Below are 18,507 nucleotides of genomic sequence, written 5' to 3'. Positions count from 1 at the left end.
CCTCTCCAGGAGCGAACCGGATGGCACCGATGACCCTTATGATCAAGGCCTGGCTGCTCGCCACAGCGATGCTTGTGACGGCAGCGCAGCCCGGCCTGGCCGCCGAATTCTCGGCCAAGCGCGGCATCAACCTCGACATTTGGGTGACCTGGCCGCCGGAGGAGAAGTGGGGCGATCGCGAGGCCCTCTTGCCCTATCCGGAATGGCGGAAGTTTCTGAAGCCATCCGATCTGGAAGCCCTGAAAGCCGCCGGCTTCGACTTCGTTCGCATGCCTGTCGATCCCGCGCCCTTCCTCTCCGAACGGGCCGAGGCGCTCGTAGACGATCTTCTGGCCTCGGTGCTGGAGTCGGCGCGGATGGTCAATCGCGCGGGGCTGAAGGTCGTGATCGACATGCATCTCGTGCCGGCCGGCGGAGGCCGTACCATCGGCACGCGCGAGGTACTCGCCGACGACGCACTGTTCGAGCGCTACCTCGAAATCCTTCGGCGCACGGCCCGGACGCTGGCCATGGAAGATCCCTCGCTGGTCGCCCTCGAGTTCATGAACGAGCCGACCATGGGCTGCGAAGGCGAGGAGGCGCACGCCTGGGCTGACAGGTTGCAGCGCCTGTTCGCGGCCGCCCGCTCGTCAGCGACACGCCTAACGCTTGTCCTCAGCGGCTCCTGCTGGAGCACGGCGGAGGGCCTCGCCGCAGTCGACCCGGGCGCCTTCCCGGACAGCAATCTGATGTGGGATTTCCATTCCTACGATCCGTTCCTGCTCACCCATCAGGGCGCGAGTTGGGCCGACGACTTCATCCGCTACGTAACCGGCCTACCCTTCCCGCTCGACAGTGTGCCGCGCGAGGAACTCGACGCCGCGGTTTCCAGGATTAAGACGGTGATCAATGCCGAAGCGCCCTGGACACGCCGCACCGGCATGAAGGCCTATCTCGATGAATTGATCGCTTCGCTGGACACGAAGGAAGAGCTTTCGGCGGCGATGGAACTGCCGTTCAAGACGGTCGACGCGTGGGCGCGCAAGCACGGGATGGAGCCCAAAGACATCCTGCTGGGCGAGTTCGGCATGATCCGTCAGGAGTACGGAAACGACTACGTCGTCCCCGCGGCCCAACGCGCCGCCTATGTCCGCGAGATGATCCGCCTTGCGGAAAAGCGGGGGTATGCGTGGTCTCTCTGGTCCTATGGCGGAGCGTTCGGGATCGTCGAGGAGTTCGAGGGAAGGCGGGCCGAGTCGGCGGTGCTGGATATGATCCGCAGCTTGCCATGAGCGCACGCCGGGCGTGTCTCTAACCACGGGCTCCTGCCAACTCCCCTTAGCTGCTCAATCCTCCTCCTGAAACAAGCTTGCCTGCTGCACTTCCACGTTGCGCGGCGGCTCCAGGCCGAGATGGCGCCAGGCGTTGGCGGTCAGCACCCGGCCCCTCGGCGTACGCTGGATAAACCCCTGCTGAATCAGATAGGGCTCGATGATGTCCTCGATGGCGTCACGCGGCTCCGACAGACCGGCCGAGATCGTCTCGATCCCCACCGGGCCGCCACCGAAATTCCTGGCGATCATCGAAAGATAGCGGCGGTCGAGTTGGTCGAGCCCGAGCGCGTCGACGTCGAGCCGCCGCAGCGCCTCGTCCGCGATCGCGCGCGACACCTGCTCGGCCCCGGCGACGCTGGCGAAATCGCGCACGCGGCGGAGCAGCCGCCCAGCAATGCGCGGGGTTCCGCGCGCGCGGCGCGCGATCTCGGTGGCGCCATCGTCGGACATCGGCATCTGCAGGATGCGTGCGCCACGGCGCACGATCTGCTCCAGTTCCTCGACCGTGTAGAAATCCAGCCGGGTCGGGATGCCGAAGCGGTCGCGCAGCGGATTGGTCAGGAGGCCGAGCCGGGTCGTGGCGGCGACCAGCGTAAATTTTGCAAGCTCGATCTTCACCGAGCGCGCGGCCGGACCCTCGCCGATGATCAGGTCGAGCTGGAAATCCTCCATCGCCGGATAGAGGATCTCCTCCACCGCCGGATTGAGCCGGTGGATCTCGTCGATGAAAAGGACGTCGCGCTCCTCGAGATTGGTGAGCAGCGCGGCGAGATCGCCCGCCTTGGCTATGACAGGTCCTGAGGTGGAACGGAAATTGACCCCGAGTTCCCGCGCCATGATCTGGGCGAGCGTCGTCTTGCCGAGCCCCGGCGGGCCGACGAACAGCACATGGTCGAGCGCCTCGCCACGCGCCTTCGCCGCCTCGATGAAGATTTTCAGGTTGGCGCGCGCCGCCGCCTGCCCGACGAAGTCGTCGAGCGTCTGCGGGCGCAGCGTCGCGTCGGCGTCCTCGCCGCGCTTCTCCGCCGAGATAAGGCGTGGGGAGGAGGTCAAATCGCCCATCCCAAATCAGTACGGAGCGCGTCCGCAGGTTCCGCAATCACGCAAGCAACTCCATTTCGGCAACATGTTCCCCCGCCACCTGATCGGGACCTAATGGCGGCGGTTCTCACCGCGCAAGCTCCTTCAGGCCCAGCCGGATCAGCTTGGCGGAATCCGCGCCCTCCCCCGCAGCCTTGAGCGCCGCCGCGACGGCATTGGCGGCGATGTCGCGCGAATAGCCGAGATTGGTAAGCGCAGACACCGCATCGCTCACCGGCGCAGGGGCGACGCCCTCGCCGAGTTCCTGCTTCAGCCCGATCGTACCGGTTGCGGCACCGGCATAGGCCGGCGCCTTATTGCGCAGTTCGGTGACGATCCGCTCCGCCACCTTCTTGCCGACCCCAGGCGCGCGGCTGACCGTGGCGATGTCGCGCAGCGCAATGGCGTTGGCGAGATCGGAGGGCTCCAGGGTGGAAAGCACGGCGAGCGCCACCTTGGCACCGACACCCTGCACATTGTTCATCAGCAGCCGGAACCATTCCCGCTCCAGCGCCGTACGGAAGCCGTAGAGGCGGATCATGTCCTCGCGCACATAGGTCTCGATGAAAAGGATCACGGCTTCTCCGACGGAGGGAAGCTGGGCAAGCGTGCGGGTGGAACAGTTGGCAACATAGCCGACGCCGTGCACGTCGACGATGCAGGAGTCGTCCCCGATTTCATCCACGACGCCCTTCAGCTTGCCGATCATGGGTGAGTCTCCGGCGACATGAGATTCAGCCAGGGGAAGTAGCTGCTGTATCGGGCGGCGTCCCGGGTCAGCAGGCGGTAGCCCCCGACCGAAGCATGGGCGCCGATCAGGAAATCGGGAAGGGTACGTTCGCGCGAGCCGCCACTGCGACGGTACTGCGCATGGGCGAGACCTGCGAGAAATGCGGCACTCCACGGCAAAGCCTCGCGAGCGAAACCGAGTCTGGCCGAGACCCTCTCGAGCGAAGCCTCCTTGGCAACCAGCGGCGCCAGTTCCGACCACACGATGGCATTGATGACCAGCGGGCCATCTCCGTGACAGAAAGTCAGCACCGAACTGGACCATTCCGTCATCGGTCCGGGCGGCCCCCACACGTCGATCAGTATGTTGGAGTCAACGAGAGTCGAGGTCGTCACGCGGTCCCCTAATCCACTCGAAATATTCCTCAGCCGTCATTCCGCCGAGGTCCAAGGTTCCGGCCATGCGATCGAGCTCTTCCCTGAATCGACGGGCAGCCTCTTCCTTCGATGGATCCTCGTCTACCGCGACCAAGCGCACGCCCTCCTGGCTCGGCACGAAATCCACTTCGGAGCCCGGCCCAATGCCTAAACGGTCCCGTATCTCCTTTGGGATCGTCACCTGGCCCTTGCTGGTCACGCGCATGGTAATACCTCTCGGGTATTACCTACCGGGCAAAGGAGAACAAGTCAAGAACGGCACTAACCCGACAGGGCAGCCAGCGTCCGCGTCATGCTCTGCCGGTGATGCGCGTGGCAGATCGCAATCGCCAGCGCATCGGCCGCGTCATCGCCCTCGAACGTCGCCTTGGGCAGAAGCACCTTCACCATCATGTGGATCTGCTTCTTGTCGGCATGACCGACGCCGATCACCGCCTTCTTGACGGCATTGGGAGCATATTCGGCCACCGGCAGGCCGGCCTGCGCAGGCACCAGCATGGCGATGCCGCGGGCTTGCCCAAGCTTGAGGGTGGCGGTGGCGTCCTTGTTGACGAAGGTGGCTTCGACAGCCGCTTCGTCAGGCTCATAGGCTGAAAGAACTGCCCGCAGGCCGTCGTGGATCTGGCACAGGCGTTCTGCAAGGGACGCCTTATCGTCCGAACGGACGGTTCCCGAGGCGATGAACCGCAAAGCGTTGCCACGGGTCTCGACCAAACCCCAACCGGTTCGCCTGAGACCCGGGTCGATGCCGACTATTCGAATCGCTTCCTGCACGGGCGGACCATAGCGGGTCGCCCCACCGCTCGTAAGATGACCGAGCAACAAAGCTTGGCACGCGGCCGCTTCCGACGTTTGCCCGCGTCTTTCTTTCCCGCTAAGACGCGGCCGAAAATCGAACGCCCCGAGCCGAGGACTCGCCCGACCATGGAAATCGCCCAGACCGCGGAAGCGCAGGCCCAACTTCTTTCAGCCGCCCTCCCCTACATGCAGCGCTACGAGAACAAGACCGTCGTGGTGAAGTATGGCGGGCACGCCATGGGCGACACCGCGCTGGCCAAGGCATTCGCGCGCGATATCGCGCTGCTCAAGCAGTCGGGCGTCAACCCGATCGTGGTGCATGGCGGCGGCCCGCAGATCGGCGCCATGCTCGCCAAGATGGGCATTGAGTCGAAGTTCGAGGGCGGCCTGCGGGTAACCGACCAGAAGACGGTGGAGATCGTCGAGATGGTACTGGCCGGCTCCATCAACAAGGAGATCGTCGCGCTGATCAATGCCGAGGGCGAATGGGCGATCGGGCTCTGCGGCAAGGATGGCAACATGGTCTTCGCCGAGAAGGCGAAGAAGACGGTGACCGACCCGGATTCGAACATCGAGCGCGTTCTCGACCTCGGCTTCGTCGGGGAACCCGTCGAGGTCGATCGCACCCTGCTGGATCTTCTGGCTCGTTCCGAGATGATCCCGGTGCTGGCCCCCGTAGCTCCGGGCCGCGACGGCCATACCTACAACATCAACGCCGACACCTTCGCCGGAGCGATCGCCGGGGCGTTGGAGGCCAAGCGCCTGCTGTTCCTCACCGATGTGCCGGGCGTTCTCGACGGCAACGGCAAACTGATCGATGAGCTTTCGGTCAAAGAGGCGCGGGAGCTCATCCGGAACGGCACGATCTCGGGGGGCATGATCCCGAAGGTCGAGACCTGCATCGAGGCGATCGAACGCGGCGTCGAGGGCGTCGTTATCCTGAACGGCAAGACCCCGCATTCGGTCCTGCTGGAGCTGTTCACCGAACACGGAGCGGGAACGCTTATCGTCCCCTGACAGGCCCGACCACCACGCTGGCGCCGGCCGGATCCGCTTCGGGCTCGGCCCTGGAAAGGCTGAGCGGCGCCGCATTGTCCTCGACGTTTTTCACGCGACGGTCATAGGTCGGCGCGATCGTGCCCATGAGCCGGTCCCAGAACGAGAAGTAGTTCGCAAAATTGTAGCGGAACTCTTCGTGATGCTGGTCGTGGAAGGTGGTGCACAGCAGCGGCGAAGGATAGCGGGCACCGGGCGTGGCGAAATATTCGTAGCCAGCATGGCCGATCGTGCCGTTGAAGTGGTCGAACAGCCTGTGGGCGAGAAGGATCACCGGCGGAAAGGGCACCAGGAACACGGCGACCACATAGAATCCCTGGCTGATGGAGGTTTCGACGCAGCCGATCGCGTCGTTGGTCCAAACCGTCGGTGCCAGGGTGCGGTGATGCGGGGCGTGGAAGCGGAATAGCCAGCGCGTATGCATCAGCCGGTGTCCGAAATAGAACCACGTGTCATAGAGGAACATGCAGAGCAGGAACAGCGGCAGCGCCGCCCACCAATGTAGCGGCCACGGCTGAAGCGCCCATCCGGCCTGCTGGGCAGTCAGTGCCAGGGATATGCTGGTCGACGTGACCAGAATCGAGGCAAAGCTCTGGCGCACCTCCCAATCCCTGCGCTTCTCGCTGCTTCGATTCTTCTGGATCCGGCGGCCAGGATTGCGCTTGTTCAGCCAGTCGAAGCTGACGCCGAGCAGAAAGTAGAGCGCCAGCGTGATCGTATAGATCGGGACCAGGAATTCCAGGAAGTCAGCAACTGCGGCCATCGCTTCCGCCACGGTGTCGTGTCGTCCACTCGCCCACAGGTGCCCCAAGGGCATAGATAGCATCCACCGCGCTGCGGAAAAACGAGTTCCCGCTCACATTGAAGATGACTTGTCGTGAAGGCGCCGGCTCATAGCCGCGGAATTGAGTGGAAACGGCGCCGTAGCTCGCGGTATAGCGGCGGCAACGATCGAGGCCGACATTACACGACATCGCAGAACATCCCGCCTCGCGAGATAAAGGAGATCTTGATGGACATTCGGACCGAAACGCAGGAACTGCTTGAGCGGCTCGGCGTCTCCAAAAGCCAGATCAGCGGTGGTGACCTGAGCGTGCGCACTCCGGTGACGGGGCAGGAGATCGCAGCGATCCCGTCCATGTCGGCGGCAGAGACGTCGTCCGCGATTGAGGAAGCGCACGAGGCCTTCCGGTCCTGGCGCAGCGTGCCGGCGCCGAAGAGAGGCGAGTTGGTCCGTCTGCTCGGCGAGGAACTGCGCGCCGCCAAGGCGGACCTCGGCCGACTCGTGTCCATCGAGGTGGGCAAGATCCCCTCGGAGGGCCTTGGCGAAGTGCAGGAGATGATCGACATCTGCGACTTTGCAGTCGGCCTGTCGCGGCAACTCTACGGCCTGACCATCGCGACCGAGCGGCCCGGCCATCGCATGATGGAGACCTGGCACCCTCTTGGCGTGGTCGGCGTCATTTCGGCCTTCAATTTCCCGGTCGCGGTGTGGTCCTGGAACGCCGCACTCGCGCTGGTTTGCGGAAACGCAGTCGTCTGGAAGCCGTCCGAAAAGACACCGCTGACGGCGCTCGCCTGCGCGGCGATCTTCGCGCGCGCGGCCGAGCGGGCCGGCGGCGTTCCCGCCGGGCTCCTCAAGGTGCTCATGGGTGACCGCGCGCTCGGAGAGGTGCTGGTCGACCATCCCAAGGTACCGCTGGTCTCCGCCACCGGCTCGACGCGCATGGGCCGCGAAGTTGCGCCCCGCTTGGCCAAGCGTTTCGCACGCGCGATCCTGGAACTCGGCGGCAACAATGGCGGGATCGTCTGCCCCTCCGCAGACCTCGACATGGCGCTGCGTGCGATCGCATTCGGCGCAATGGGAACGGCGGGCCAGCGCTGCACGACGTTGAGGCGACTCTTCGTTCACGAAAGCGTCTACGACGCCCTGCTGCCGCGCCTTCGCAGGGCCTACGAGACGGTGACCGTCGGCAGCCCGCTCGAGACCAACGCGCTGGTCGGACCGCTGATCGACCGTGCCGCCTTCGACGGCATGCGCAAGGCGCTCGACCGTGCCGCCTCGGAAGGCGGGAAGGTCACGGGCGGCGAGCGCGTCGAAACCAAGCACGCCGATGCCTACTATGTCCGTCCGGCGCTGGTTGAGATGCCGCGCCAGGCCGGCCCGGTTCTCGAAGAGACCTTTGCGCCGATCCTGTACGTGATGAAGTACAGCGATTTCGACGAGGTGATCGCCGAGCACAATGCTGTCGGGGCGGGCCTCTCCTCCTCGATCTTCACCCGCGACCTATCGGAGTCGGAGCGCTTCCTGTCCGCCGAGGGGTCGGACTGCGGCATAGCCAACGTCAACATCGGCACCTCGGGAGCCGAGATCGGCGGCGCGTTCGGCGGCGAGAAGGAGACCGGCGGCGGTCGCGAGAGCGGTTCGGACGCGTGGAAGGCCTACATGCGCCGCGCCACCAACACGATCAACTACTCCAAGGCGCTGCCTCTCGCGCAGGGCGTGTCCTTCGACATCGACTGAGCAAAGACATGAGCGGCAAGACCATCATTGCTCCGTCCATCCTGTCGGCGGATTTCTCGAACCTCGGCGACGAGGTCGAGACGGTGGCGCGCGCCGGCGCCGACTGGATCCATCTCGACGTGATGGACGGGCATTTCGTCCCCAACATCACCTTCGGACCGCCGGTGGTGAAGGCGATCCGCAACCGCACAGACAAGGTGTTCGACTGCCACCTGATGATCGCGCCGGCCGATCCCTACATCGCCGCCTTCGCCGATGCGGGGGCCGACATCATCACGGTGCATGCCGAGGCAGGCCCACACCTGCACCGCTCGCTTCAGTCGATCCGCGGGCTGGGCAAGAAGGCCGGTGTCTCGCTCAACCCCGCGACACCGGAAAGCGCGATCGAGCATGTGCTCGACACGCTGGACCTGGTCCTGGTGATGACGGTCAATCCGGGTTTCGGCGGACAGGCCTTCATTTCCGGCATGCTGGAGAAGATCAGGCGGGTGAAGGCGCTGGTGGGCAACCGCCCCATCGACATTGAGGTGGACGGCGGCATCGCGCCGGACACCGCGGCTCTGGTTGCGGCCGCTGGCGCCAATGTCCTGGTCGCCGGCTCGGCGGTGTTCAAGGGCGGCAGCGAGACGTCCTACCGGGCCAATATGGAGGCGATCCGGTCTGCGGCGGATAGGGCGGTTTCGGCGTAGACGAGGTTGAGGCGACCCTAGGGCTGACTCAGAAGTGTCCTAGCGGCGCAAGTTCCCCCCTCTCCGTCTTGGGCTTCGCCCTCGACACCTCTCCCCCTGAAGGGGGCGAGGAAGCGCCGGCCGCTATGCAAGGCGCCTTTCCTCGCCCCCGCTTTGCGGGGGAGAGGTGCCGAGTGAAGCGAGGCGGAGAGGGGGCGACTGTTTTGCGGCACTTGAGGCAAGTTGAAGGTGCGTCCGAACTCACCCTGCCTCGAACGCCGGCTCGCCTTCGATCCACACCTTCCGCACATCGAGACCCGCCGACAGGCAGACCACATCCGCCCGGCTGCCGCGGCGGAGTCGCCCATGGCGATCATCGACGCCGAGCGCCTGCGCGGGATAGAGCGAGGCCATCCGCAGCGCCTCGCCGAGGCTCACCCCGACCTCGCGTTGCACCAGCCGCACGGCGGAGATCATGTCGAGATCGGCGCCGGCGAGCGTGCCGCCCTCCAGCGTGAGTCGGCCGTTCTCGCGCCGGATGGTGCGGCCATTGAGCGTGAACGACGTCATGTCGGTGCCGATCGTGGACATGGCGTCGGTGACGAGAAAAATCTTCGCCGGACCGGATTTTGCGCGCAGCGCTATGTCTATCGTGGTGGGATGAACGTGCACGCCGTCGGCGATAAGGCCGGCCCACAGCTTGCCCGACCCGATCGCCGCGCCGGCCAGCCCTGGTTCGCGGTTACCAATCTGGCTCATGGCATTGAAGAGATGGGTGGCCACGGTTGCGCCGGCCTCGGCATAGGCAAGGGCCGTCTCGTAGGTCGTATCGGAATGGCCGAGGCTGACCACAATGCCCGCGGCCGCCAGCGCCGAGACCTGCGATGGCGAGACGGATTCGGGCGCGATCGTGGTGAGCAGCGCCGGCAGACGCGACCGCGCCTTAAGCAGGAGGTCCTGGCCCGTCTGCGTCATCGGCCGGATCAGGCCGGGGTCGTGGGCACCCTTTCTCGCCAGAGACAGATGAGGCCCTTCCAGGTGCAGCCCTGCGAACCCTGGCACCCTCTCCCGAGCGGCCGCCACGCCCGCCTCGATGGCGCGGCCGGTGACCTCCGGCCTGTCGGTGATCAGCGTCGGCAGCAGCGCGGTCGTGCCAAAGCGCGCATGGGCGGCGCAGATGGTGCGGATCGCCTCGGCGTCCTGCCGATCGTTCAGCATGACGCCGCCACCGCCGTTCACCTGCAGGTCGACGAAGCCCGGCACCAGCATGCCATCGTGCTCCTCGACGGGTGTACCCGCCGCAAGTTCGGCGCGCGGGACCACCGCCTGCACACTCCCGTCGGCGACAAGCAGCGCGGAGTCCTCGTGCCACTCCTCTCCGTCGAAGATCTTTGGGGCGGCAAGCGCGAACCTCGCCATCATCGCGTCTCCGTCACCTTGCTGAGATTGCGGGGCTTGTCGGGATCGTTGCCGCGTCGGCGGGCCAGCGCCTCGACCAGCGAATAGAAGGAGACGATGAGCGGCAGCGGATCGGTCAGCGGGTGCCCGGCCGCCACATAGGGAAGGCGATTGGCGCGCGTAAGCCGCTGCGTCGTTGCGAATACCGCGGCCCCCTTGGCCGCCAGCGCATCCGCTGTTTCGGCGACCGAGCATTCCGATGCGTCGCGCGCAGCCAGCGCCAGGACGGGAAAGCCCGGGCCGACCAATGCCAAGGGGCCATGCATCACTTCGGCAGCGCTATAGGCCTCGGCGTGGATCCCGCAGGTTTCCTTGAGCTTCAGCGCCGCCTCTCTGGCGAGTGCATAGGACGGACCGCGGCCCAGGATGAAAACCGAGTTGTCGTCCTCCAGCAAGCCGGCGAATTGCTGCCAGTCGCAGTCGAGTGCCAGCTTGAAGCAATCGGGCAGGCGCTTCAGGGCATCGAGCAGAACCGCATCGGCGGTCGCATGCGCCATCAGGGCGAGACCGGCCACGATCGAGCAGACAAAACTCTTGGTCGCCGCAACGCTGCGCTCCGGCCCCGCCAGTATGTCGATGGCGTAGTCGCAAAACTTCGCCAGAGGCGAATCCGGCGAATTGGTCAGCGACACCGTGAGCGCGCCACCCCGTTTGGCCTGCGCCACCATGGAGAGGATGTCAGGGCTTTTCCCGGATTGCGAGATCGAAAGGCAGACCGCGCCGACCAGCCTGAGATTGGCGCCGTAGATGGACGCGACCGAGGGACCGACGGAGGCGACAGGGATCCCCGCAGTCAGTTCGATCGCGTATTTCAGGAAGGAAGCGGCGTGATCGGAAGAGCCGCGCCCGACACTGACGACGAGGTTTGGAGCATAGTTGCGAATAGCCCTTCCGGCCTCTGCAAGGATGGGCTCTCCCTTTTGCAGCAGGCGCGCGACCGCATCGGGAATTTCCTCGATCTCGCGGCGCATATGGGTCGGTTCGTTCAATCCTCTCACTCCCGGTTACGCACCAAGTAGTATCAGGCGACTGCGACTCTCCCGCTACGGAACCTGCGCGCGGCAAGTGAAACCGCACCGCCCACCGCATCCTGAAGCGGCGGGCGTAGCCGGACCTGATGACGGCTCGAGAGTTTCGGCGAAAGCAGCGCGGCCAGTCCTCCCAACAGGCACACCGGTTCGTCGTCGACGAGCCTGAGCGCATCCAGGGAGGCGTCGATGTCCGCAACGGCCCGGGAGACGATCTCCTGGCCGAGCGCATCGCCCCTTGCCGCGTATTCGAACACCATCGGCGCATAGGCGGCAAAATCGCCGGGCCTCGCGGTGGTGGTGAACTCGACGACATCGCCTGGATCGTCGCGGAAGGCGCCCATCAGGGACCTGCTGAGATCCGTTGCAGTGCGAATCCCGTCATAGGCAAGCAGCGCCTGTTCCACCAGGTCGCGGCCGATCCTGGCGCCGCTGCCCTGGTCGCCAACCAGGAAGCCCCATCCGCCGACGGAGCGCACCGCCCCTTCCCGCCGGGCCATGAAGGCCGTCCCGGTGCCGAGGATGGCGATCGCGCCATTGCCCTCGCCAAGCGCACCTTCCAGCGCTATCAGGGCATCGCTCTCTACCTGGAATTCGGAGAAGGGAAGCGCGGCATTCAGTTGCTCGCGATAGGTGCCGACATTGCTGCCGGCCAAGCCGAGGACTGCCGGCGTGGATGCAATGTGCCCGGCGTCGAGCGCCGCCTCGGCAAACGCCTTCTCTACCGCTTCGATGATGCTGGCGCGTGCACGTGGAAAATCGGTGCGGATGTTCGCAGGGCCGCTCTTGCCGCGTCCGAGGATCGTCCCGTCCGCCGTGGCGACCGCCGCCCGGCAGTTCGTCCCCCCGCCATCGATCCCGATTACCAGATCCAAGCAGGCGCTCCTTCTTTCTCGCGAGGCTTCGGGAGCCCGCATTCCTTGATTCGCGGGCTGACCTAGCGTCCCATATCGGCGTGACGCGGCAATTAGTCAAAGCGGTCGCGGCAGCGGATGCTTCGGGTTGCCGGCAGTCGGCACCAAGATTTGGTGAAAGCTGGCGCCTACCCCCTTCTGCCTACTGCCGCCGCATCATCGTGCCATCGCGCTCTGTCCGATCCGCCGCGCCAGATGATCGCCTAGGCGGGCGCTAAGGGCGACGATCGTGGTGGTGGGGTTGCACTGCCCCGAGGTCGTGAACACGGATGAGCCGCCGACATAGAGGTTGGCCATGCCGTGGACCTTCTGGTCGCGGTCCACCACGCTCTTCTTCACATCGTCGCCCATGCGGGTGCCGCCCATGTGATGGTTCCCGGCAAGCTCCTGGTCGGCCGGATAGGGATCCCCGTTCAAAATCCAGTCGGCGATTCGGACTCGTCCGTAGTCCTTCTCCGCAAGCGTCTTGCCGAAGAGCCGGAGCCCCTCCAGCAGCGTGCGGTGCTCGATCTCGTTCTTGCGCCAGTGCAGCTCTAGGCGCGGAATGCCGAGGCTGTCGCGCTCGGTCGACGATAGAACGATGCGGTTTTCCCGTCGGGGCGCCTGTTCCCAACTGACATAGAGTTGGGCTGCGCAGCGGAGCCGGCTACCGACGGATTCGGACGCCCATTCCGCGCTCTCCGGTGCCACGCAGGCCAGTTCTGCCAGCAGCCGCTTGGCGCCGCTATACGGCATCTGGATGAAGCGGACTCCGAAATTCATGATGCCGGTGCGCTCCATCGCCTCGGCTGAAGGCGAGAAGAAAGCCTCCGACACGGCGTCCATCTCAAACTGGTCCGGGTTCTTCATGATGGCGTTCCCGCCTTCGAACTGCGGATGCTCCATCCAGTAGCGGCCGAGCGCCTCGGCATGCGGCACCACGCCGCCGTTGGAGCGCTCGTTCGACCACAAGAGCAGCCGCGAATTCTCCAGCCCGCCAGTGCAGGGAACGTAATAGTCCGCCGCGAGCGTGCCCTGCGCCTTGCCGGCAGACCAGACCGCCGCGCCGGTGACCTTGCTGCCGTCGCCCTGGAGTTCTGTCGCGTAGCTGTCGAGTACGAGCGCGATGTTGGCGCCCTGCTCGATCTCGGAGCGGTATTTCTCGGCAAAGCGCACCGCCGGGCTCTTGATCAGTTGGACCCAGCGGATGTCCTCGGAGATGGGCACGTCGTCCCGAAAAGGCACGAGATCGAGGATGCCGTGGACCTCGTCCAGATAGGGCTCGAGATCGCTGCGACGGATCGGCCAGCCGGTGTCGGGCACCCTGGCCTTCGGCTCAAAGTCGACCGCGTCCATGAGCCGGCACCACCCAGCCCAATGGTTCGAGCAGCCGCCGAAATAGCGCAGCCGCGTGACGTCGAGGTCGAAATACGGATCGCCGACGGTTTTGCCCCTGTAGAAATCCTGAGACTCGTCGGAATACTCGGCTCCTCCGGCCTCCAGGATCGCAACCGGAATCCCCGCCGCCGCCAGCTTGCGGGAAATCGTGACGCCGGCCGGCCCCGAACCGATGACGACAACGGTCGGCGTGAAGCCGGACGAGCGGAAACTCGCGAAATTCTCGAAAATCATGCGAGTTCGCTCCGCTTCAGGATCCAGCCGTTGACCTCCACGAGTTCATCGGGCCGCTCCTGCGGCGCGGGTGCTGCGTGCTGTCGAAACAACGCGAGTGCCGGCACGGCGAGCAGCACCTGAACGATGCTGCGGCGCGTAACAGCTTGGGCAAACCTGGCCGGGGCCATTCCTGTGCTCCATTTTCTATTCCGGGACGTGTCTCGCTGTTGGAAACGAGGACACTTGCCGCAGTGAGGAGCGAATCCCGTGCCACCCGGAAGATGCGGAACAGTCAGCCGCTCATCCGACTGCAAGTAGCGTTAATATTCCGCAAACAATCAGGATGCAGCCTGCCACTTCCAGGCGGTTTATCTTCTCGCGGAAGAAGAAGATCGACGAGGCGAAGGTGAAAATCATCTCGATCTGCGCCAATGCTTTCACCACCGCAGCCTGCTGGATGGTCATCGCGGTAAACCAGCCGAAGGAGGCGGAGGCCCCCACGAGCCCGACGAACAAGGATGGTTTCCAGGCACGTGCGATGCGGCCGAGTTCGGCGGGCTCGCGAAGGATTATCCAGGCCAGCATGAGCACCGTCTGGAAGATGATGACGACCAGAAGCGTGAACGCTGCCTGCATGATGAAGGTCGGCCCGCCGAGCGCCAGAGAGGCGGCCCGGTACGATACGGCCGAAATGCCGAAGGCGGTTCCGGACGCCAGCCCGATCAGAGCATTGCGGGCAAACAGCGAGGTGACCAGCGTCCGCGCGGTGACGGCGAGATGCGCGACCGATATCAGCATCACCCCGAAGACGCTGATCACGATGGCAAGCAGAGCCCCGAGCGAGGCCCGCTCTCCCAGGAACAGCAGGCCGAACAGGGCGGCCTGTGCCGGTTCGGTACGGGAATAGGCCGTTCCGACCGCAAAGTTCCGAAACGAGAAGAGATGGATGAGCAGGAAGGTGGCGGTGATCTGCCCGACGCCGCCGAGCGCCGCCCAAAGGAAGAATTCCGCGTTCGGCGTCGGCAGCCTCTGTCCCAGGCCGAAATGCAGCAGAGCCACGAAGGCGAGCGAAAAAGGAACCCCGAAGCCGAAGCGCACGAAGGTCGCGCCCGTCGTGCCCATCACCCCCTTGAGGTGCTTCTGGACGGCCGAGCGTAGGTTCTGAAGGAACGCCGCGCCGACCGTGATTGGAATCCAGAGCTCGACCATTCCCGCCCGCTATCCCCCGATGCGCCAAAGCCGGTCTTGCGCGCGAGAAGGCACGCCCGGCCGGCCCATCAACGCGAGCTTGGGCCGGGTCTGAAAGAGCCAGTTCTAACCTGGAGCTTAGCCGATCTGCTGACCGGTCTTCGCCCAGTCCGCCAGGAACTGCTCGAGCCCCTTGTCGGTGAGCGGATGCTTCACCAGCGCCCGCAGGGTCGCGGGCGGAACCGTTGCCACGTCCGCTCCGATCAGGGCCGCCTGCTTAACGTGGTTGACGGTGCGGATCGAGGCAGCGAGGATCTCGGTCTTGAAATCGTAGTTGTCGTAGATGGTGCGGATCTCGGAGATGAGTTCCATGCCGTCGATGCCGGTGTCGTCGACCCGTCCGATGAAGGGCGAGATGAAGGAGGCGCCCGCCTTCGCGGCCAGAAGCGCCTGGTTGGCGGAGAAGCAGAGCGTCACGTTGACCTGCCGGCCTTCGGACGTGATCGCCTTACAGGCCTTCAACCCGTCGAGCGTCAGCGGCACCTTGATGCAGACATTATCGGCGATCCTGGCGAGCACCTTCGCTTCGCGCATCATTTCCGAATACTCGGTGGCGGTCACCTCGGCCGAGACCGGGCCATTGACGATGTCGCAGATCTCCTTGGTGACCTCTGCGATGTTCCGCCCGGCCTTCAGGATCAGCGACGGGTTGGTGGTGACGCCGTCCAGAAGCCCGAGTTCATTGAGTTCGCGGATTTCCTTCACATCCGCCGTGTCGACGAAGAATTTCATTGGATCGATCCTTTGGTTTGAGTGGCGGCGGCGTATGTCGCGCGTCTTTCGCAGGGGCCGATGCCCCGGCGGAATTCCTCAACTAGCCTTTTAGGCGATCAGGAGCCGGCCTTCAAAGGGCGTTTCGTCGCCTACGCGAATACCGAGCGGAGGGTCTCGCGGATCACTCGCCGTGGCCGGCGATCATCATGGCTTCCAGCGCGAGACGCTCGGTCTTGCGCATGCGCTCCGACTCCGACTTCAACTGGCCGCAGGCAGCCAGGATGTCCCGCCCGCGCGGCGTGCGGATCGGCGAGGCAAAGCCGGCATTGTTGATGAAATCGGCGAAGCGCTCGATGGTTTCCCAGTCCGAGCACTGGTAGTTGGTGCCGGGCCACGGATTGAACGGGATCAGGTTGATCTTGGCCGGGATGCCCTTGAGCAGCGCGACCAGCGCGCGGGCGTCGTCGAGCGAGTCGTTCACGTCCTTCAGCATCACATATTCGAAGGTAATGCGCCGCGCATTGGAGAGGCCCGGATAGGCCCGGCAGGCGGCCATCAATTCCCTGAGCGGATACTTCTTGTTGATCGGCACGAGCAGGTCGCGCAGGTCGTCGTTGGTGGCGTGCAGCGAAATCGCCAGCATGACGCCGATCTCCGCCCCCGTTCGGGCGATCTCAGGCACCACGCCGGAAGTCGACAGCGTGATGCGCCGCTTCGACAGCGACAGCCCGTCGCCGTCGGAGGCGATCAGCAGCGCCTTCTTGACCGCCTCGAAATTGTAGAGCGGCTCTCCCATGCCCATCATGACGATGTTGGAGACTTTTCGGCCCTCCGCCGGTACGATGGCGCCGTCGGGCGTGTCGCGGTCGGGGAAGTCGCCTAGCCGGTCGCGCGCGGTGAGCAACTGCGCCAGAATCTCCTCAGTGGTGAGATTGCGCACCAGCTTCTGCGTGCCCGTATGGCAGAAAGAACAGGTGAGCGTGCAGCCGACCTGGGACGAGATGCAGAGCGTGCCGCGCCCCTCCTCCGGAATGTAGACGGTCTCGATCTCCACCGGACGACCCGCGCCGCGCGCCGGAAACCGGAACAGCCACTTGCGCGTGCCGTCGTTCGAGACCTGCTCCTCGACTATCTCCGGCCGCGCGACCGTGAAGTGCCTGCCGAGCATCGCCCGCAGATCCTTCGAGATGTTGAACATGTGGCCGAAGTCGGAGACGCCGCGCACATAGAGCCAGTGCCAGAGCTGCTGCACGCGCATCTTGGCCTGCCGCTCCGGGACGATGCCGGCGGAGACCAGCGCCTCGGCCATCTCGGAGCGGGTCAGCCCGATCAGCGACGGCTTCTCTGCCGGAATGGATTTGCCGCGCCGCGCGTCGCGCGCGTCTGGCGTGGTCAGGTCGAGCGTGAGGGTCATGGCTGGGCTATATGGGTGTGCCGCGTGTCCGTTTGAAGGCGCCGCATAGCATGACAGGGCTGCGCGCGACAGTCCTACCGCGATCGCGTCGCCTCTCACGGTCCACGCCGGACGTCTCTGCAGAAAGGTACGGGGCGCCGCGGACGGCGGGTCTTCTCCCCGTCCTTCACGGGGAGAAGATGCCGGCAGGCAGATGAGGGGCGGCGGAAACGCTTAAAGAGTGCCCCTCACCCTTACCCACGAACGCGGCGAGGGGGCGTCGGCGTCGCGCCTACTTGCAACTCGCGATCGAAGACAGCGCCGCCGAAATCCCCTTCAGCGAAAACACGTAAGTCGTCGGGTTGCCACGCCCGGACTTGGCGGAGACTTTCATGTCCGCGCCTCCCTTCATCGCCGCGATCAGCAGCGGCTCTTCGGCGGCGTTCTCGACCCAGGCGGACTTGCCCTTGGTGAACATCGAGAAGGTCTTGTCGCCGACCGTCACCTGGACCTTTGAATTTTCCTGGAAATTGTAGGAGGCGATGAACTGCGGCTCATAGGTGACCTGCTGGCCAGGCCGCTGGCTGACGAAGAAGAAGATGTCGCCATGGTCGAGCGTCGCCGGCTGCTTGTCGGTCGGGACCGTCAGCACGTAGCAAACCTTACCGTTGCCCGCCTGATAGCTGTAGGTGCCCCAGGCATTGTGCTGTCCAATCTTCGTGGCCGACTGGGCAAACGCCGCGGATGCTACCGCGACGAGGACCAGCGCCGAAACCACTGCTGACAATCCGCGCATCATTTCACCGTGTCTTGTTCTTGGTCCGCCGGATGAAGCGAACGAGCCAGCAAGGCCCGCCCGTCCATTAAAGTTTGAATTGGTCAGGGTTACCAAACGGTGAACGTCCGCCAAAACGCCTCACCCTTCTACACCGCCGCCAAAATATGTCTGCAGCCGGGCAGCCGCCGACACACCGCCCCTTCGAGCGAAAAAAGCCAATAAAAACGGCAGCAGTTGGGCTGACAAGAGGTGCCCTTCAACTTTCATCGCGCCCGCTTCCGTGTAGCTTGGCGCCCTGCTGCGGCAACAAGCCTCACGATGTCAGGAGATGTTCCGCAGCGCCTCTTGCGCCGCCAGCCGATGTGCCGGCTTCACGTGGGCGCGCACGGCGGCCAGTGCCGCTGTCAGAACCGCGAGGTCGTCGGTAAAACCGATTCCGAGGAAGACGTCAGGGATGGCGTCGGTCGGCAGCACGAAATAGGCCAAGGCTGCAAGCAGGATGCCTTTCGTCTTGAGCGGGGTCTCCTTGTCGAGCGCACAATAATAGCCCGCGACGACTTCATCCATGAATGGAATTTGCGCCGCGGCACGTCTGGCCGTCTTCCAGAACTTTTCGCGCACGCGTTGCTCCTGAGACTCGTCTGATCTCGCCATGCTCGCGGACCCTCCTTCGACCAGAATGTGGGAAAGATCGCCGCCATCCGCAAGCCCGGGCATTTTGGCGGCGGGTCGCGGCGGACGCCGGGCCTTTGAAATCGGGAGCGCTTCCTGTAAG

20 protein-coding genes are annotated in these 18,507 nt (G+C 64.8%); 4 read left to right on the top strand and 16 right to left on the bottom strand.

From position 1 onward, the window contains the following. Window positions 1-20: 20 nt before the first annotated feature. Window positions 21-1,271, top strand: a complete 1,251-nt coding sequence (locus HUI96_RS03940) for a glycoside hydrolase family 5 protein (RefSeq protein ID WP_188253347.1) — start codon at window positions 21-23, stop codon at window positions 1,269-1,271. 54 nt (window positions 1,272-1,325) lie between these two features. Here HUI96_RS03940 and ruvB read toward each other — a convergent pair whose 3' ends face one another. From ruvB to ruvC, 5 genes are all read right to left on the bottom strand, one after another. Next, complete coding sequence (gene ruvB, locus HUI96_RS03935; RefSeq protein WP_188253346.1) at window positions 1,326-2,366, bottom strand: Holliday junction branch migration DNA helicase RuvB; 1,041 nt, start codon at window positions 2,364-2,366, stop codon at window positions 1,326-1,328. A 115-nt stretch (window positions 2,367-2,481) separates the two neighbouring features. Further along, window positions 2,482-3,102, bottom strand: coding sequence for a Holliday junction branch migration protein RuvA (ruvA, locus tag HUI96_RS03930; protein ID WP_188253345.1), 621 nt, complete (start codon window positions 3,100-3,102; stop codon window positions 2,482-2,484). Then, a complete protein-coding gene (locus HUI96_RS03925) occupies window positions 3,099-3,518 on the bottom strand; it encodes a PIN domain-containing protein (protein WP_188253344.1) in 420 nt (139 codons plus the stop codon). The genes ruvA and HUI96_RS03925 overlap by 4 nt, the downstream gene beginning before the upstream one ends. Next, window positions 3,496-3,765, bottom strand: a complete 270-nt coding sequence (locus HUI96_RS03920; protein WP_188253343.1) for an AbrB/MazE/SpoVT family DNA-binding domain-containing protein — start codon at window positions 3,763-3,765, stop codon at window positions 3,496-3,498. The genes HUI96_RS03925 and HUI96_RS03920 overlap by 23 nt, the downstream gene beginning before the upstream one ends. A 56-nt stretch (window positions 3,766-3,821) precedes the next feature. Continuing rightward, window positions 3,822-4,334 carry a crossover junction endodeoxyribonuclease RuvC gene (ruvC, locus tag HUI96_RS03915; RefSeq protein ID WP_188253342.1) on the bottom strand — a complete coding sequence of 171 codons (513 nt, stop codon included), beginning with the start codon at window positions 4,332-4,334 and terminating at the stop codon, window positions 3,822-3,824. Between the two features lie 150 nt (window positions 4,335-4,484). On the opposite strand from ruvC, the gene argB reads away from it, so the two are divergent. Beyond that, window positions 4,485-5,375, top strand: coding sequence for an acetylglutamate kinase (argB, locus tag HUI96_RS03910; RefSeq protein WP_188253341.1), 891 nt, complete (start codon window positions 4,485-4,487; stop codon window positions 5,373-5,375). Here argB and HUI96_RS03905 read toward each other — a convergent pair. Then, window positions 5,362-6,177, bottom strand: a complete 816-nt coding sequence (locus HUI96_RS03905; RefSeq protein WP_188253340.1) for a sterol desaturase family protein — start codon at window positions 6,175-6,177, stop codon at window positions 5,362-5,364. The two genes, argB and HUI96_RS03905, sit on opposite strands and share 14 nt — an antisense overlap. A gap of 249 nt (window positions 6,178-6,426) precedes the next feature. Between HUI96_RS03905 and HUI96_RS03900 the strand changes: the two genes are divergently transcribed. Together HUI96_RS03900 and rpe are read left to right on the top strand one after the other, a co-directional pair. Beyond that, on the top strand, window positions 6,427-7,938 hold the full coding sequence (locus HUI96_RS03900) for an L-piperidine-6-carboxylate dehydrogenase (protein ID WP_188253339.1): 1,512 nt from the start codon (window positions 6,427-6,429) through the stop codon (window positions 7,936-7,938). A gap of 8 nt (window positions 7,939-7,946) precedes the next feature. Continuing rightward, window positions 7,947-8,627, top strand: coding sequence for a ribulose-phosphate 3-epimerase (gene rpe, locus HUI96_RS03895; RefSeq protein WP_188253338.1), 681 nt, complete (start codon window positions 7,947-7,949; stop codon window positions 8,625-8,627). Between the two features lie 240 nt (window positions 8,628-8,867). Here the strand turns inward: rpe and nagA are convergent, their stop codons facing one another. The 10 genes from nagA to HUI96_RS03845 all read right to left on the bottom strand — a co-directional run bounded on the left by nagA (window position 8,868) and on the right by HUI96_RS03845 (window position 18,386). Continuing rightward, on the bottom strand, window positions 8,868-10,028 hold the full coding sequence (gene nagA / locus HUI96_RS03890) for an N-acetylglucosamine-6-phosphate deacetylase (protein ID WP_188253337.1): 1,161 nt from the start codon (window positions 10,026-10,028) through the stop codon (window positions 8,868-8,870). Next, a complete protein-coding gene (locus HUI96_RS03885) occupies window positions 10,025-11,035 on the bottom strand; it encodes an SIS domain-containing protein (RefSeq protein ID WP_188253698.1) in 1,011 nt (336 codons plus the stop codon). Before HUI96_RS03885 ends, nagA begins: the two co-directional genes overlap by 4 nt. Window positions 11,036-11,085: 50 nt before the next feature. Next, entirely contained in the window at window positions 11,086-11,967 is an 882-nt protein-coding gene (locus tag HUI96_RS03880; protein ID WP_188253336.1) for an N-acetylglucosamine kinase, read from the bottom strand. A gap of 195 nt (window positions 11,968-12,162) precedes the next feature. After that, entirely contained in the window at window positions 12,163-13,617 is a 1,455-nt protein-coding gene (locus tag HUI96_RS03875; protein ID WP_188253335.1) for a GMC oxidoreductase, read from the bottom strand. After that, on the bottom strand, window positions 13,614-13,787 hold the full coding sequence (locus HUI96_RS03870) for a hypothetical protein (protein WP_188253334.1): 174 nt from the start codon (window positions 13,785-13,787) through the stop codon (window positions 13,614-13,616). Before HUI96_RS03870 ends, HUI96_RS03875 begins: the two co-directional genes overlap by 4 nt. A 112-nt stretch (window positions 13,788-13,899) precedes the next feature. Then, complete coding sequence (locus tag HUI96_RS03865) at window positions 13,900-14,808, bottom strand: DMT family transporter (protein ID WP_188253333.1); 909 nt, start codon at window positions 14,806-14,808, stop codon at window positions 13,900-13,902. 117 nt (window positions 14,809-14,925) lie between these two features. Further along, window positions 14,926-15,579 carry a fructose-6-phosphate aldolase gene (gene fsa / locus HUI96_RS03860; RefSeq protein WP_188253332.1) on the bottom strand — a complete coding sequence of 218 codons (654 nt, stop codon included), beginning with the start codon at window positions 15,577-15,579 and terminating at the stop codon, window positions 14,926-14,928. A gap of 163 nt (window positions 15,580-15,742) precedes the next feature. Continuing rightward, the gene (rlmN, locus tag HUI96_RS03855; RefSeq protein WP_188253331.1) at window positions 15,743-16,975 is read right to left on the bottom strand and encodes a 23S rRNA (adenine(2503)-C(2))-methyltransferase RlmN; all 1,233 of its coding nucleotides are present in this window, start codon (window positions 16,973-16,975) and stop codon (window positions 15,743-15,745) included. Between the two features lie 271 nt (window positions 16,976-17,246). Next, window positions 17,247-17,750, bottom strand: a complete 504-nt coding sequence (locus HUI96_RS03850) for an invasion associated locus B family protein (RefSeq protein WP_188253697.1) — start codon at window positions 17,748-17,750, stop codon at window positions 17,247-17,249. A 303-nt stretch (window positions 17,751-18,053) separates the two neighbouring features. Next, window positions 18,054-18,386 carry a YkvA family protein gene (locus HUI96_RS03845; protein WP_188253330.1) on the bottom strand — a complete coding sequence of 111 codons (333 nt, stop codon included), beginning with the start codon at window positions 18,384-18,386 and terminating at the stop codon, window positions 18,054-18,056. Window positions 18,387-18,507 lie beyond the last annotated feature (121 nt).

This window comes from Pseudaminobacter soli (ex Zhang et al. 2022), assembly GCF_014595955.1.
In the GTDB taxonomy this organism is placed as follows: domain Bacteria; phylum Pseudomonadota; class Alphaproteobacteria; order Rhizobiales; family Rhizobiaceae; genus Kumtagia; species Kumtagia pseudosoli.
This window is presented reverse-complemented; position numbering and strand designations above follow the sequence as displayed.

Excerpts from the sequence above, each read along its gene's own strand:
- argB (WP_188253341.1), top strand. The coding sequence starts at position 4,485 with ATGGAAATCGCCCAGACCGCGGAAGCGCAGGCCCAACTTCTTTCAGCC.
- HUI96_RS03940 (WP_188253347.1), top strand. The coding sequence starts at position 21 with ATGGCACCGATGACCCTTATGATCAAGGCCTGGCTGCTCGCCACAGCG.
- HUI96_RS03885 (WP_188253698.1), bottom strand. The coding sequence starts at position 11,035 with ATGCGCCGCGAGATCGAGGAAATTCCCGATGCGGTCGCGCGCCTGCTG.
- HUI96_RS03920 (WP_188253343.1), bottom strand. The coding sequence starts at position 3,765 with ATGCGCGTGACCAGCAAGGGCCAGGTGACGATCCCAAAGGAGATACGG.
- HUI96_RS03850 (WP_188253697.1), bottom strand. The coding sequence starts at position 17,750 with ATGCGCGGATTGTCAGCAGTGGTTTCGGCGCTGGTCCTCGTCGCGGTA.
- HUI96_RS03870 (WP_188253334.1), bottom strand. The coding sequence starts at position 13,787 with ATGGCCCCGGCCAGGTTTGCCCAAGCTGTTACGCGCCGCAGCATCGTT.
- ruvA (WP_188253345.1), bottom strand. The coding sequence starts at position 3,102 with ATGATCGGCAAGCTGAAGGGCGTCGTGGATGAAATCGGGGACGACTCC.
- HUI96_RS03905 (WP_188253340.1), bottom strand. The coding sequence starts at position 6,177 with ATGGCCGCAGTTGCTGACTTCCTGGAATTCCTGGTCCCGATCTATACG.
- rlmN (WP_188253331.1), bottom strand. The coding sequence starts at position 16,975 with ATGACCCTCACGCTCGACCTGACCACGCCAGACGCGCGCGACGCGCGG.
- fsa (WP_188253332.1), bottom strand. The coding sequence starts at position 15,579 with ATGAAATTCTTCGTCGACACGGCGGATGTGAAGGAAATCCGCGAACTC.
- rpe (WP_188253338.1), top strand. The coding sequence starts at position 7,947 with ATGAGCGGCAAGACCATCATTGCTCCGTCCATCCTGTCGGCGGATTTC.
- HUI96_RS03900 (WP_188253339.1), top strand. The coding sequence starts at position 6,427 with ATGGACATTCGGACCGAAACGCAGGAACTGCTTGAGCGGCTCGGCGTC.
- nagA (WP_188253337.1), bottom strand. The coding sequence starts at position 10,028 with ATGATGGCGAGGTTCGCGCTTGCCGCCCCAAAGATCTTCGACGGAGAG.
- HUI96_RS03865 (WP_188253333.1), bottom strand. The coding sequence starts at position 14,808 with ATGGTCGAGCTCTGGATTCCAATCACGGTCGGCGCGGCGTTCCTTCAG.
- HUI96_RS03845 (WP_188253330.1), bottom strand. The coding sequence starts at position 18,386 with ATGGCGAGATCAGACGAGTCTCAGGAGCAACGCGTGCGCGAAAAGTTC.
- HUI96_RS03875 (WP_188253335.1), bottom strand. The coding sequence starts at position 13,617 with ATGATTTTCGAGAATTTCGCGAGTTTCCGCTCGTCCGGCTTCACGCCG.